The organism is Enterococcus sp. DIV1368f, from assembly GCF_051712245.1.
Lineage (GTDB): Bacteria > Bacillota > Bacilli > Lactobacillales > Enterococcaceae > Enterococcus > Enterococcus faecalis.
This window is the reverse complement of record NZ_JBIOON010000001.1, coordinates 2,062,954-2,077,936: the sequence shown is the minus strand read 5'-3', so window position 1 is coordinate 2,077,936 and position 14,983 is coordinate 2,062,954. Positions and strand designations below refer to the sequence as shown.

The following is a 14,983-nucleotide window of genomic DNA, read 5'->3' as shown; positions in this document are numbered from 1 at the left end:
AAGAACACTTATTAGCAGGTTTTTCTGTTAAGATAGTTGTTTTTATGAAATAGTTTGGAGGAATAATAAACGAGATGAACCAGCGAACTATTTATTATGGTAGTATCGGCACAGCCTTATTTCTTTCTTCAGGAATGTTAATTGCTTCAGTGAATAGCTATGCAAACGAAGCGACAACACCAGGCAAATACACCGTGACTTATGAAGTGGATGGCAAAATTGAAACAGCAACCATTACGGTCAAAGAAAATCAAACGGAACTTAAATTAAAAGACACGTTTTTAGGAGTTAATCAAGCATGGTCGCCATTAGACAATGTCGTTTTTCTAAAAGATAAAGAGGGACGCCCGCTAAATTTAGAAAATGTAATTATAGAAAATAATGTAAATACTCAAAAAGTAGGCCTTTATTTTGTAACCTTCCGTTACGAGTCATACCTTTCTATTGCGAAGGTGTATGTCAACCCTACTAATTTTGCTGCAGAGGGGAATATGCTTGCAGAGCTTCCTTATAGTCATGCAATGATTGGGCCAGAAAGACCAATTATTGCCTCGAGACAGGACAAGGAGCAACCAACAAAACAGGAGAAAAAGAAAAATAAAATTGAACAGGAACGAGTAAATAAAAAGGTGCTGTTAAATGATGAGTTGTTGAAAAAAATAGATACGATAGCCCCAGTGGAAATTACTGGAGGAGCGGCAAGTGGGGCCTCTCAATTTGGCACCACTTTAAGCTTCCTGTCAGGCTCACTTTTGTATGGAACAAGGAGAGTTTAAATGGAATTCTTGTTATTAGATGATCGGGAAAATTTAAAATTAGCGATTATTAGAAAGTTAGAGCAACAATATTCATTTTCTGAACGAAAAGATCGTTTATGTAAGCAATTAGCTATTTCTCCTTATTTGCTAGAACGGAACATAACAGAAATCAATGCAGATTTGCAACGCTTTGGTCTGATTAATGAGATGGAAATCAGTGAAAAAAATAATGAAATTTTGTTATCTCAAAGCCTTCGTATTTCTTCAAGTATTATTGAAGAATATTATTTAAAAGACTCGTTAGAATTTAATCTATTAAAAACGATTTTCTTTCATCAGTTTACCTCAATCAAAAAATACGGTGAAAAGCACGGGATGAGTCGAACGGTTGTATACAAAATTGTTGACCATATCCGGAAAGAATTAGGTCAATACGGTATTAAGTTATCCAAAAATTTACAACTTAGCGGCAATGAAATGGCGATTAGACAATATTTTACTATGCTCTATTACCGAATTTACAAAGATTCTGAAGAATTATATAATCAAACAGATCTTCGCGCAGTGAACCAATTATTGGCTCAATTGAAAGGCTCTTATGAAAATATCACTAATTTTCATTTATTTAAACATTATGTATTGGTGGCGTTAGAACGAACGCAAAGAAAAGCTAATTATTTTTTATCCCAAGAAGAAAATCCATTCGTTTTTGACGAAGAAAGTTCGATTTATCAAGAAATTCAATGTTGGATCAACGAAGTAATGAAGGCGACTCATGCAGAGAAAAACGCAGAAATTCAAGGAATTATCGGCAATTTATCGGTCTATCAAAGTGAACTTATTTCGGAACATTTGCTGAGTTCTCACAATGAGGCAATTACGGCTACGAAAACATTATTCTTTTCTTATATGCCGTTTACAATTTCGGAAGAAGAATTTTATCAAGAAATTGTTCCGATTATTTATCAACATCGTTTTATTACGCCTTTTATCGATATCACCTTACGAATTATGGATTTAGAATTTTTTCAGGAACGCTACCCAATTGTTTTTGATAGCTGTCGTCAGTTTTTATTTGCGTTGGATTGTTCGACGTTTGAGTTTAGTAAGCTTTCTTTATTTTTTGATTTGCTATTAGTGTTATCCCGTCTTTATGACCAAAGGAATGAAAAAAGCACGATCAATCTTTATGTGAATTTTACGCAAGGAGAAAAATATACTCAGTTTATCAAAGAACAAATCAAAATATTCGAATCTTTCAGCATTCACTTTCATTCAGCGATTCGACCAGATACTGATTTAGTAGTTTCGGATTATTTACCAAAAACGTTATTTTCAGTAAAATGTTTAATTTGGCTAGCGCCCCCGCGAGCCAGTGACTGGCAAAATTTTGGCAACGAAATTGTCCGAATTAATAAAGAGCTACAACAAACGAAACAAAGAAAAAGCGAATAAAAACAGTCGCAACGTGTTTTAGTTGCGACTGTTTTTTGTTACTGAATGTTTATAGTAAACTTTCTCATTATCACTGATGTGAAAAATTTTAAATAAAAGCAAAATAGGATTGAAGAAAAAGAAAAAATTGCTAGTGAAGGACCAATTCTCTAAAGTTTTTCTCAAATATAGTAGAATTCCTTTCTTTTCTTCTGTGAGAAAGATATAATAAAAAACGTATGAACAAAGGAAAAGGGATGACGAATGAATAGAAAAGAGAAAACAAATTTAGATAGTCGAATTGATTACGGCGTGATATTACCAGTTTTTCTTTTATCACTAATTGGTATGCTATCGCTTTACGTAGCGCTTTACAATGATCCAAGCAAACCTAAAATTGGTAGCTTGTTAATGAAACAAGGACTGTGGTATTTAGTCGGAGGATTAAGTATTGTCATTATTATGCATTTTAGCTCAAAATTACTCTGGCGGTTAACGCCCGTTTTTTATGCACTTGGATTAGTATTAATGGGATTACTACTAAAATTCTATGATCCCGTGCTAGCAGAGCAAACAGGTTCTAAAAACTGGATTCGCTTTGGTGGCACCACATTCCAACCATCGGAATTGATGAAGATTGCGTTTATTTTGATGCTGGCCTATATAGTGACCATGCATAATGTTAAATATGTAGACCGAACACTCAAAAGCGACTTTTGGCTAATCGCTAAAATGCTATTAGTCGCGATTCCGGTAATTGTTTTAGTCCTTTTACAAAAAGACTTCGGGACGATGTTAGTTTTCTTAGCCATTTTTGGGGGAGTTTTCTTAATGTCTGGCATTACTTGGAAAATTATTGTGCCAGTTTTTATTTTAGCTGCTCTAGTCGGAGCTGGAACCATTTACTTGATTACAACAGAAACAGGTAGAGATTTATTGTCTAAGTTAGGGGTCGAAGCCTATAAATTTGATCGGATTGATTTATGGCTAAATCCTTTCCATACAGATCCAGATCGCTCATTCCAACCAGCGCTAGCATTAACAGCAATTGGTTCTGGGGGCCTTTTCGGAAAAGGCTTTAACGTGAGTGATGTGTATGTCCCTGTTCGTGAGTCAGATATGATTTTTACAGTTGTTGGTGAAAACTTTGGCTTTATTGGTGGCTGTTTCATTATTTTGTTGTATTTTATTTTAATCTACCGCATGATTCGCGTTTGTTTTGATACAAATAATGAATTCTATGCCTACATTGCCACAGGAATTATCATGATGATTTTGTTCCATGTTTTTGAAAACATTGGAGCGAATATTGGTTTACTACCATTAACTGGGATTCCATTACCGTTTATTAGTCAAGGTGGTTCTTCCATTTTAGGTAACATGATTGGGGTGGGCTTAATTATGTCCATGCGTTACCAACAAGAAACGGTTCGTACCAGAAGTGGTCGTTAAAGAAAGAAGAAAGAAGGGGTAGAAATGTACACACTTTATGAATATCCTAAATGCTCAACTTGTAAAAAAGCGAAAGCGTGGTTAGACCAACAAGGCGTTAAATACCAAGCAATTGATATTAAAACAACACCGCCTAGTAGTGAACAACTAGCAAAATGGATGAAAGAAACCGGCTTGCCTGTTCGTCGTTTTTTTAACACAAGTGGGGTTTTATATAGAGAACAAGGCTTAAAAGATCTGGTTGACAGTTTTTCTATTGAAGAAGCAAGTCAGCGTTTAGCTGCGGATGGCATGTTGATTAAGCGTCCAATTCTCTTAAAAGACAATACATTTCTAACGAATGGTTTTAAAGAAACAGATTACGAAGGAGTGCTTGGAAAATGAGTGAAATGAAACAAATCGATCAATTATGGATCTTACCAACAGAAGCAGGTTATAAAATTGGTTTAACCGCCGAAGCCCAAGAGGATTTAGGGAAGATTACTTTTGCAACGTTTCCAAAAGTCGGACAAACATTAGCTAAAGGTGACTCTTTAATTGAATTAGAAGCAGAAAAAGCAGTCAGTGAATTCAGTAGTCCATTATCTGGTAAGGTAGTCGCGATTAATGAAGCGGCTGATCAAGAGCCAAGTGCGTTAGATGAAGAAAATGCCTGGATTGCTGTTTTAGCAGATGTTGAACCAACAGAATTTGAAAATCTTTAGTCTTACGTTGACAAGGCCAATGTTTATTGCTATAATTTTCTCAATCTAATCAAAAGAAAGCTTTGAAAAGAAGAGTACATGTTAAGGACGTTTGAAGAGAGCCCTGTTTGCTGAGAATGGGTAACAGATTTAAGATGGAAGATGGTCTTTGAGCAGAGTAAGTGAGCGAAGCAGTGAACTTACTACGGGGCGCCCGTTACAGCCAACGGTATGCGAAGAATCAAGTACCGTATGAGGTTATTATTGAGAAATAATAGCGAATTAAGGTGGTATCACGAAATGACAAACTTTCGTCCTTTTTGCTGTAATAGCAAAAGGATGGAAGTTTTTTTGTTTTTATTAAGCAAATTCGTTTCATAAAAAGTGCGAAACCTTCAAAATAAGAAAGTAGAACAGAAAGAAGAGGAGAACAAAATGGCATTAATTGAATTACGTCATGTAAAAAAAGAGTTTTCCGGTAAAGCGGGTAAAGTCACGGCTTTAAAAGATATTGATTTAACGGTTGAATCTGGTGATATTTATGGCATTATTGGCTATTCAGGTGCAGGAAAAAGTACGTTGGTTCGCTTATTGAATGGACTTGAAACACCTACAGAAGGTGAAGTAGAAATTCAAGGACAAGATATTGCATTGTTGCCAAATAAAGAACTACGAAACTTCCGTAAAAAAATTGGGATGATCTTTCAACATTTTAATTTATTATGGTCACGGACGGTCCTAGAAAATATCATGCTCCCATTGGAAATTGCTGGCGTTCCAAAACAAAATCGGAAAAGCCGCGCAGAAGAGTTAATCAAGTTGGTTGGTTTAGAAGGACGGGAAACCGCCTACCCAAGTCAACTCTCTGGTGGACAAAAGCAACGAGTGGGGATTGCCCGTGCCTTAGCTAACAATCCTGACATTTTGCTTTGTGATGAAGCAACGAGTGCTTTGGATCCGCAGACAACCGATGAAGTGCTAGAATTACTACTAAAAATCAACCAAGAATTAAATTTAACGGTTGTATTAATTACCCACGAAATGCACGTGATTCGTAAAATTTGTAATCGCGTAGCCGTGATGGAATATGGTGAAATTGTTGAAGAAGGTAAAGTAATCGATATTTTCAAAAAGCCTCAAACAGAAATTGCGAAACGCTTTATCCAACAAGAAGCGGATAAAAACATTGAAGAAACGGAACTGGTTGTCGAAGAAATGTTGGAACAATATCCGAATGGAAAAATTGTTCGCCTACTTTTCCACGGCGAACAAGCGAAATTGCCAATTATCTCGCATATTGTCCAAGAATATCAAGTAGAAGTCAGCATTATTCAAGGGAACATTCAGCAAACGAAACAAGGCGCAGTGGGTTCTCTTTATATTCAATTATTAGGCGAAGAGCAAAATATTCTAGCAGCCATTGAAGGATTACGTAAACTTCGTGTAGAAACAGAGGTGATTGGAAATGAATAATCGTGGCTTAGCAAGTTTCTTTGATTTTTCGCAAATTGATATAAGTAAACTACAAGAAAAAACGATTGAAACACTCTATATGACAGGGATTTCAATCATAGTGGTCGCCATTTTAGGGCTGATTTTAGGACTACTGCTTTTTGAAACGTCAGGCAGAAAAGGAATTTTGAGCCGATTACTGTATTGGCTAGTGGCCATTTTTGTAAATATTTTCCGTTCGATTCCGTTTATTATCTTAATCGTTTTGTTAATTCCTTTTACAAAAATTATTTTAGGGAGTATGTCTGGTGTCAAAGGCTCCTTACCAGCATTGATTATTTCCGCAGCACCTTTTTATGCTCGCATGGTCGAAATTGCTTTTCGTGAAGTCGATAAAGGCGTGATTGAAGCAGCCAAAGCAATGGGGGCCAATCGTTTCCAAATAATTTGGAAAGTTCTATTACCAGAAAGTCTGCCAGCGCTTGTTTCTGGCTTAACCGTTACAACCATTTCTTTAGTGGGCTACACTGCAATGGCAGCTGCTATTGGAGCGGGTGGTTTAGGAAGTTTGGCGTATCAAGATGGCTTCCAACGTGGTCAAAATACAGTTACCTTAGTAGCAACGATTTGTATCTTAATTATTGTCTTTGCGATTCAATGGCTTGGGGATACAGTCGCTAAAAAAATAGATAAACGATAAATGGAGGGAATAAGATGAAAAAACGTACATTATGGTCAGTAATTACTGTAGCAATAGCTATCTTAATTTTAGGGGCGTGCGGCAATAAAAAGAGTGATGACTCGGTCTTGAAAGTTGGGGCTTCGCCAGTTCCACATGCAGAGATTTTAGAACATGTAAAACCTTTATTAGAAAAAGAAGGCGTAAAACTAGAAGTGACGACTTATACAGATTACGTGCTACCTAACAAGGCGTTGGAAAGTGGCGATATCGATGCCAACTATTTCCAACATGTGCCGTTCTTTAATGAAGCGGTTAAAGAAAATGATTATGACTTTGCGAATGCAGGTGCGATTCATTTAGAACCAGTTGGGCTTTACTCGAAAAAATACAAATCGTTACAAGAAATTCCTGATGGTTCAACGATTTACGTTAGCTCTTCCGTTTCAGATTGGCCACGCGTATTAACTATCTTAGAAGATGCTGGTTTAATCACGCTGAAAGAAGGGGTAGACCGGACAACTGCTACTTTCGATGATATTGATAAAAATACTAAAAAGTTGAAATTCAATCATGAAAGTGATCCAGCAATCATGACTACTCTTTATGACAATGAAGAAGGGGCTGCGGTTTTAATTAACTCAAACTTTGCCGTGGATCAAGGATTAAATCCGAAAAAAGATGCGATTGCCTTAGAAAAAGAAAGTTCACCTTATGCTAATATTATTGCGGTTCGTAAAGAAGACGAAAACAATGAAAATGTAAAAAAATTAGTCAAAGTGTTACGTAGCAAAGAAGTTCAAGATTGGATTACAAAAAAATGGAACGGTGCCATTGTTCCAGTCAATGAATAAAAAGAAAATGACAATAGAATAAAAACTTGAGGTCGGGACAGGCGTGTTAAGCTTCAAGAAATAAGAAGAAAGTTCTGAAAGATGCTTTTTGTCTCTCAAGGACGTTCAGCTTATTTCCGAAGAAGCTGCTCCTGTCCCGTTGTTTATTTAAAATTTTAGGGCTAGACAGATACATCATGTTGATTTACCTGCCAAGTCTAAGTCTTTTTCTTTAAAAAAAGGACCATAAATGATAAAGTTACAAGGAATTTCTTAATTATCAGGAAAATTCAGGGACTATGCATAGGCATTTGTATTAGTTATTGTTATAATAATTAAGATAGATTTTTTGGAATGGAGGGAAAAAGATGTTACGTTTTTTTCCGCAAAAAAATAAATATGTAGAAGAAGCAAGCCAGTACGCCTTTGATAAAGAAGGCCAAATTCCTCAGCACATTGCCATTATTATGGACGGAAATGGCCGGTGGGCACAGAATCGAAGACTGCCGAGAATTGCTGGACATAAAGAAGGCATGGATACGGTCAAAAAAATAACGAAGCATGCTAGTCATTTAGGCGTTAAAGTTTTAACACTTTATGCATTTTCAACGGAAAATTGGAAGAGACCAACAGATGAAGTCAATTTCTTAATGCAATTGCCTGTTGATTTTTTTGATACATTCGTGCCTGAATTAATTAAGGAAAATGTTAAAGTCAATGTAATGGGCTACCAAGAGTTTCTACCAAGCCATACGCAAGATGCTGTTAAGCGGGCCATTGAGCAAACCAAGGACAATACGGGCATGGTTTTGAACTTTGCTTTAAATTATGGGGCGCGTGCGGAGCTACTAACTGCCATGAAACAGATTGCTGCAGAGGTTTCAGAAAAAACATATACGTCAGATGAGATTACAGAAGAAACGATCGCAGATCACTTAATGACTGGCTTTTTACCCACGGAACTTCGCGATCCAGAATTGTTGATTCGAACAAGTGGGGAAGAGAGAATTAGTAATTTCTTGCTATGGCAAATTGCTTATAGCGAGTTGTTTTTTACAAAAGCATTATGGCCTGATTTTTCAGGGGACACTTTAGAAACCGCGATTGCTTCTTTCCAAAATCGTAATCGTCGTTTTGGAGGTCTAAAAGAAACTACAGAAACAGAAGGGAGCGATCCGCAGTGAGACAACGTGTCATCACAGCTATCGTCGCATTAATCATCTTTATTCCAATTATCTGGTATGGTGGTTTTGCAATTGAGATTGCCGCTGTTGCTTTGGCAGTAGTCGGCGTGTACGAGTTATTCCGTATGAAAGGATTAACGTTATTAAGTTTTGAAGGTGTTTTATCAGCATTAGGGGCCGTTTTTTTAGTTATCCCAACAATTAAATGGTTAAACTTTTTGCCGGAAATGCAAACAAATTTCATTTTATTTTATGTCACTGTAATGTTGTTGTTAGGTGCTTCGGTAATTTCTAAAAATACATATACGATTGAAGAAGCTGGCTTTCCAGTTATTGTCAGTTTATATGTAGGGATGGGGTTCCAGAACTTTATTAGTGCCCGTTCCGCAGGTTTTGAAGTCTTGTTATTTGCTTTATTCATTGTCTGGGCAACGGATATTGGTGCATATCTATTTGGACGCCGATTTGGTCGTCATAAATTGATGCCAGATGTTTCACCCAACAAGACAATAGAAGGTGCACTTGGTGGTATTTTATCAGCCGTCGTTGTAGCAGCGTTGTTTTTAGTTTTCACAGCTAATAAAGGGCTATTTCCTTATCCGATGTCGGTGATGCTCGTATTGACGGTTCTATTTTCTATAGTAGGGCAATTCGGTGATTTGGTTGAATCTTCTATCAAACGTCATTATGGCGTGAAAGACTCTGGTAACATCTTGCCAGGACATGGCGGTATTTTAGATCGTTTTGATAGTTTATTATTTGTTTTCCCAATTATGCACTTATGTGGATTATTTTAAATTGATTAACAAAATTTAAAAAAGTATCGTCAAATAAGCAAAAATCCAGAAGAGAGACTCTTCTGGATTTTTGCTGTTTATTGGGTTAGTTTAGGTAACTTTTGAGTTATTTAATTTCTAAGAGTAATTGTATAACGATGGCTAAAGTTTCGAAAAATTAAATAGGTGATCGGATGTTAAATACCTGAACATTCAGAGGGAAATCCGATTGTTAAAAATTAAATTATAACAATCGAATAACACTGGAATGTTTATTTCAATAAAGCCATTGACGTTTAGCATAGATAAATTTATACTTAAAAGAAGAAAAGCAAAATAATGTATTTTATATGCTTGTTCAATCGTAGTGAGAGTTATTCATAAATTTAAACAAGTAAAGAGAAGATAAATTAAAGATTTGTGAACGCGTTCTTCATACAAAGTTATAGATTAGGATTATATTTTTGATAATCTAATGTAAAGGATTAATTCAATGAAAAAATTTTTAGAGGATAGTATACATCAAGCCATAAAAGCTTGTTTTTTCTTTTTAGGTAAACTACCTAAAAAGAAGTTATTTATTTTTGAAAGTTTTCATGGAAGACAGTATAGTGATAATCCACGTGCAATTTTTGAGTACATAAGAGATAACTATCCTGAATATCAATGTATCTGGACAGTCAAAAAAGGATATGAGATGCCTTTTTTGGAAGAGAATGTTCCTTTCGTCAAACGATTAAGTTGGAAATGGCTATGGTTGATGCCAAGAGCTCAGTATTGGGTTTTTAACACACGGATGCCAGCTTGGATGTATAAGAATCAAACAACAATCTATATACAGACGTGGCATGGGACCCCTCTAAAGAAACTGGGCTTAGATATTGAAACAGTCAAAATGCCAGAGCATGAAACAGAGAGCTATAAACTAGAAGTTATTCAAGAAGCAAAGCGTTGGGATTACCTCATCTCACCTAATGCATACAGTACGAGAGTGTTTCGACAGGCTTTCCATTATGAAGGGGAAATATTAGAAATAGGTTATCCGAGAAATGATCTGCTAGTTTGTGAAAATAAAGATAAAATAGCTTTTTCTGTTCGCAATCAGTTAGGCCTTTCAGCTAATCAAAAAATTATTCTTTATGCGCCAACGTGGCGCGACGATGAGTCTATCCGAAAAGGAGCCTATCGTTTTACCAATCATTTGCCAGTTGAACAACTTTTAGAAATAGATCCTTCTATTGTAATACTTACACGTTTACATTATTTAATTGCAGAAAGTTTTGATGTAAGTGAATTTGGTTCACGTGTAATCGATGTTTCTTCTTATCCAGATATCAATCAACTTTATTTAATCGCTGACTTATTAATTACAGATTATTCATCGGTTATGTTTGATTTTGCATTAACAAAAAAACCGATGCTATTTTTTATGTATGATAAGGAAAAGTATCAAAATAGTACAAGGGGGTTCTATTTTGATCCAACAGCAATTTTACCTGGAAAAATTGTGACAGATACGGATAGCCTAGTAACGTCTGTAAAAAACGTATTTTTTTATAAAATGGAACAGGAACAACGTTTATATGTGCAGTTTTTTCGTGAATTTTGCCTTGAAAATCAGGATGCCACTAGACAGCTGATTTCAGAAATTTTAAAGAGATAAAAAGCCGGAGGGTGTAGGTTGGAAAAACAAAAAGAAGTCCAAAAAGAATATGAAGAGTATCAATATATGTTAGATAATGAAACGTGGAAAAAGGAGTTAAGTCAATTTAAGCTGTTTTCTTCAGAAAAAATATCAAAAAATCCTAAAGTCTCAATCATTATTGCTAATTACAATAATGCACCATATCTTAAAAAGATGATGGATTCTCTTGTTCAACAAACCATTGGGATTGAGCAATTGCAAGTGATGTTTATTGATGATTGTTCCACAGACCATTCGTTAAAAGTAATAGAGCCGTATCTTGAAAGATATCCAAATATTGAAATTTATCAGCTACTTGAAAACACTGGAGGTGCTCACGGTCCAAGAAATGTAGGGATTATAAATGCACGTGGTGAGTATAGTGTCTTCTTAGATGCAGATGATTGGTATGATTTAAATGCATTGAAATATTTATCAGACCTACTAGATGATTCTCATGATGATTTTGCTGTTTCTGGTCTAATACAGAGTACGGATGGCTACTTAATGTTAAAAAGTAAGCCATATTATATGGATGGGTCATTTAAAAATCGGTCTATCCAAGAATTGCCAGCTGAATTTTATGGTTGGTTAGGACCGCAAGCTATCATGTTAAGAACTTCACTGATACACAATAATAATTTACACTTTGTTAATCAACGGGTGGCAGATGATGTGTTGTTCTTTTATGAAGCCATGCGATTTTCAAAAACCATTACACAAGGGGAAAGGTTAACGACTTATTTAAATCGAGATGCAGATAATGAAAGTTTAAGCAAATCAATTAATCGGACATTTATGCTTTCCTGGTTGCGTGCGTTAAGTTATATCAATCAACAGTTTCCAGATGATTTGTCTAAAGAGCGGATGTTAGCCCGCCGTTTAGAATGGCTAATTTATGACTTTTGTATTCGGAGGGATACTGGGTATCCATTCAGTAAAAAACGATTACAAGACTTTAAAGTACAGATGGATCAGTATTTAGGTGAATTGAGTTTTGATCCTAGTCCGTATTTTAGAAGTGATGTGCGCCAAATCATTTGGACATTTTTACAAACTAACGATATTGATGGTTTGTATTGGTTTATTCAATGTCAGTCCATTCGTTGGGTGTTAGTCAATCGCTTTGGTTATGTTTCAAAAACAGAGAAAAGTTATTATTATCCGAGATTATTGAAACGATTCCCAGCAGTTCGCATGAATGCTTATGCAGAAGCAACGCAACGTGAAGGCAATACGCTTTCTTTAAATGTGTATACACACCAAAAAATTACAGGATTTGAAATAAAAGAGCTGAAAAATCCTTTTGAGACAAGACAAAGACTGGCGTTTAAAAAAATTAGTGAAACTAGCTATCAGGTAGAGTTGCCAGAAAAATTTTCAAATAAAGAAAGTAGATTTACGATAGTTTTTGATAATTATTTAGAAATTGGGGTTAAAGATTTTAGTAAGTTTTTTGCTTAAATTTTGTCCGTTTAAATCAGGATATTTTGAGTATACAACTATAAATGATAAGTGAGGGAAATTTGTTTTATGGAAAATGTGAAAGTGTCAGTCATTGTACCCGTCTATAACGTAGAAACCTATTTAGAAGAGGCATTAATGAGTTTGAAAAACCAAACATTAAAAGAAATTGAATTCTTAATTATTAATGATGGCTCTACTGATAATAGTCAAAAAATTATTGAAGAAATTGCACAAGACGATCCACGTTTTCGCGTTTTCAATGTTAAAAATGGGGGAATTGGAAAAGCTTTTAACTTGGGTGTTTCAGAAGCAAAAGGTGAGTATATTGCTGAATTTGAAAGTGATGATTATGTAGCGTTGCATGCCTATGAGCGTTTATACAATACGGCTAAAAGTCATCATGCAGATGTTGTCCGTTGCAATTGGGTTGAATTTTCTTCTGAAGAAGAGGTTGAGCGAGATATATTATGGCAATATCCTGATAAATACAATCAATTGATTGACTTAAAAACGACAGATTTAACTGTACAAGTTTATCCTTGGAATGCTATTTATAAAAAAAGTATGATTGAGAAAGAAAACGTAACTTGGGATGAGGAAATTAAAAGTTATGGGGACACTGGTCTATTTTGGAAAATCAATTCAGCATCTCAGAATGTTATTTTTATTAAAGATTGTTTGTATTTTTATAGACAAGACAACCCAAATTCGACAGTAAATAATGTGGCAACAAAGGTTCCTTTCTTGTTCCAACAATTTAAACTAATTCGTTCAAACTTAATTGAACAAAATAAATTTGAACGTTACAAAGGTTATTTTTATAAACAAATGTTCGAAAAATACTTTTGGGCGATTGAAAAATTAACCCATTTACGTGACGAGTCGGTTTATGAAGTGATTCAAGAAGTGGCAGTAGATTTTAAACAAGCTATAGAAATAGACCAGCTGAATGATATCGATTTTGAATACATCAAACAATTTTATCAAATTGCGAATGATCCAGTAGCTTATTATGAGGACTACTTGAAAAATCTGTATAAAGTTAGTGTTGTCATGCCGATTCACAATGCATCCAAATATTTAAGACAAACCTTAGAAAATGTTTGTGGGCAGTCGTTACGTGAGATTGAAATCATTTTGGTAGAGAATGGCTCTACGGATAATACTATGGATATCATTAACGAATTTGCAGTAAAAGATCCGAGAATTATGGGGATTTCTATTGGTAAAAGTAATCCTGGACATGCAAGAAATGTGGGCATTTCGATGGCACGAGGACGGTATTTGCAATTTCTAGATGCAGATGATCATTTTGAAGTGAATCTATTACAAGACGCTTATTATCGTGCATATGATAGTGCAACAGATATTCTGTTATTTGGCATGAAAGAAAAGTTACCAAATGGAGAAGTGCACGTTGTTCACAATCCATTACTAACTAATGGCGGACGTATGTCTGGTGAAGAAATTTCATTGGATGAAGTAACCCCTTATTTATATGATAAATTATTTTTATTAGAATACATCAAAGAAAATAACTTGGTAAACTTAGAACAATTTGTTGGCGAGGATGCTTATTTCACTTATACAGCATTATTAGGTACCGAAAAAATTGTTGCACTAAATAAATATTTGCTGACACGAATCGTTAGACAAGATGGCTTGATGTCTACGTATGGAATGAATTATCGTGATGAGTTCAATTTACATGACAAAATGTTGGAGTACTTAAAACAACATGCTCCAAATCGAATTGAAGCATATCGGTTAAAAATTATTAATACATTAAACTGGTTTATTTTTGACATGAATCGTGTTGATCAAGCATTTAAAGAACGTTTCTATCAAGAATTAAAAGAGAAATACATCCAACAACTAGGGCTAGACTTAGTGAAAAAAGAAAAATATTCTAATGATCCAGAACAAGTAGAGCGTATCACCCGAATCCAAAATATTTTACAATACAATCTAGAAATATATCAAAATATTTATAAAGATTTTGGGATGAAAAAAACCTTCATTATTCCGAATGTTCATATTCAAGAGCGTGGAGGTAAAGTAATTTTTGGACAAGAGAAGACCCAGGGGAATGGGACGGCAATTGAAATGTTTTCAATTATTATTGCAGATAACGATACAAGCAATGCCAGCGGAGTGATTGATTTCGTTTATATGGGTGACAATACAAAAATAATTCATGATAGTTTATTAGTATCTTTATTAATTAAAAAAGAAGGTACTACTTTAAAATCGATTGTTTTACAAGCCGAGTGGGAAAAAGGCTATACCTTACTACAAGAAAATATGTATTATACTTTCGTAGACAATGTTTTTACAATTTGGGCGGGCTATACTCAAAAATATGCAGCATTTGATTACAATGTTCGAATTTTGACTTCTCGAGAAGGGGAAACACATTTTAGTGTCGTTCGACAAAACCAAGGCTATATCCAAGATACAATGACAAGTATTGGTAACGAATTAACACCTATCAATAAAATTGAAGGAAATGAACCTACAACAATTAAAAAAGCTGTATCAAAAAGTCTTAAAAAAGCAAAAGGGTTGTTGAAATAGAAAG

The 14,983-nt window shown here is 35.0% G+C and carries 13 protein-coding genes and 1 other annotated feature; all 13 genes read left to right on the top strand.

Features of this window, described 5'->3' with window-relative positions:
• Positions 1 to 74 precede the first annotated feature (74 nt).
• The 13 genes from IGL07_RS10120 to IGL07_RS10060 all read left to right on the top strand — a co-directional run bounded on the left by IGL07_RS10120 (position 75) and on the right by IGL07_RS10060 (position 14,979).
• Entirely contained in the window at positions 75 to 776 is a 702-nt protein-coding gene (locus IGL07_RS10120) for a bacterial Ig-like domain-containing protein (RefSeq protein WP_010712705.1), read from the top strand.
• The gene (locus IGL07_RS10115; protein ID WP_010817531.1) at positions 777 to 2,213 is read left to right on the top strand and encodes a helix-turn-helix domain-containing protein; all 1,437 of its coding nucleotides are present in this window, start codon (positions 777 to 779) and stop codon (positions 2,211 to 2,213) included.
• A gap of 243 nt (positions 2,214 to 2,456) precedes the next feature.
• Positions 2,457 to 3,644: an FtsW/RodA/SpoVE family cell cycle protein gene (locus IGL07_RS10110; protein WP_002356636.1), complete on the top strand. Its 1,188-nt coding sequence runs from the start codon at positions 2,457 to 2,459 to the stop codon at positions 3,642 to 3,644.
• 24 nt (positions 3,645 to 3,668) lie between these two features.
• Positions 3,669 to 4,028: an arsenate reductase family protein gene (locus IGL07_RS10105; protein WP_010712703.1), complete on the top strand. Its 360-nt coding sequence runs from the start codon at positions 3,669 to 3,671 to the stop codon at positions 4,026 to 4,028.
• A 5-nt stretch (positions 4,029 to 4,033) separates the two neighbouring features.
• Positions 4,034 to 4,348 carry a glycine cleavage system protein H gene (locus tag IGL07_RS10100; protein WP_011109554.1) on the top strand — a complete coding sequence of 105 codons (315 nt, stop codon included), beginning with the start codon at positions 4,034 to 4,036 and terminating at the stop codon, positions 4,346 to 4,348.
• 53 nt (positions 4,349 to 4,401) lie between these two features.
• Positions 4,402 to 4,649, top strand: a binding site (T-box leader).
• A 113-nt stretch (positions 4,650 to 4,762) separates the two neighbouring features.
• Positions 4,763 to 5,800 carry a methionine ABC transporter ATP-binding protein gene (locus IGL07_RS10095; RefSeq protein ID WP_002356639.1) on the top strand — a complete coding sequence of 346 codons (1,038 nt, stop codon included), beginning with the start codon at positions 4,763 to 4,765 and terminating at the stop codon, positions 5,798 to 5,800.
• Positions 5,793 to 6,479, top strand: coding sequence for a methionine ABC transporter permease (locus tag IGL07_RS10090; RefSeq protein ID WP_002356640.1), 687 nt, complete (start codon positions 5,793 to 5,795; stop codon positions 6,477 to 6,479). Before IGL07_RS10095 ends, IGL07_RS10090 begins: the two co-directional genes overlap by 8 nt.
• Before the next feature lie 14 nt (positions 6,480 to 6,493).
• A complete protein-coding gene (locus IGL07_RS10085) occupies positions 6,494 to 7,312 on the top strand; it encodes a MetQ/NlpA family ABC transporter substrate-binding protein (RefSeq protein ID WP_010712702.1) in 819 nt (272 codons plus the stop codon).
• A 347-nt stretch (positions 7,313 to 7,659) separates the two neighbouring features.
• Positions 7,660 to 8,475, top strand: a complete 816-nt coding sequence (locus IGL07_RS10080; protein WP_002376655.1) for an isoprenyl transferase — start codon at positions 7,660 to 7,662, stop codon at positions 8,473 to 8,475.
• A complete protein-coding gene (locus IGL07_RS10075) occupies positions 8,472 to 9,272 on the top strand; it encodes a phosphatidate cytidylyltransferase (RefSeq protein WP_002376658.1) in 801 nt (266 codons plus the stop codon). The genes IGL07_RS10080 and IGL07_RS10075 overlap by 4 nt, the downstream gene beginning before the upstream one ends.
• Before the next feature lie 472 nt (positions 9,273 to 9,744).
• The gene (locus IGL07_RS10070; RefSeq protein WP_010817530.1) at positions 9,745 to 10,914 is read left to right on the top strand and encodes a CDP-glycerol glycerophosphotransferase family protein; all 1,170 of its coding nucleotides are present in this window, start codon (positions 9,745 to 9,747) and stop codon (positions 10,912 to 10,914) included.
• 18 nt (positions 10,915 to 10,932) lie between these two features.
• Positions 10,933 to 12,399, top strand: coding sequence for a glycosyltransferase family A protein (locus IGL07_RS10065; protein WP_438747363.1), 1,467 nt, complete (start codon positions 10,933 to 10,935; stop codon positions 12,397 to 12,399).
• Between the two features lie 69 nt (positions 12,400 to 12,468).
• Complete coding sequence (locus IGL07_RS10060) at positions 12,469 to 14,979, top strand: glycosyltransferase family 2 protein (protein ID WP_438747361.1); 2,511 nt, start codon at positions 12,469 to 12,471, stop codon at positions 14,977 to 14,979.
• The last annotated feature ends 4 nt before the right edge of the window (positions 14,980 to 14,983 follow it).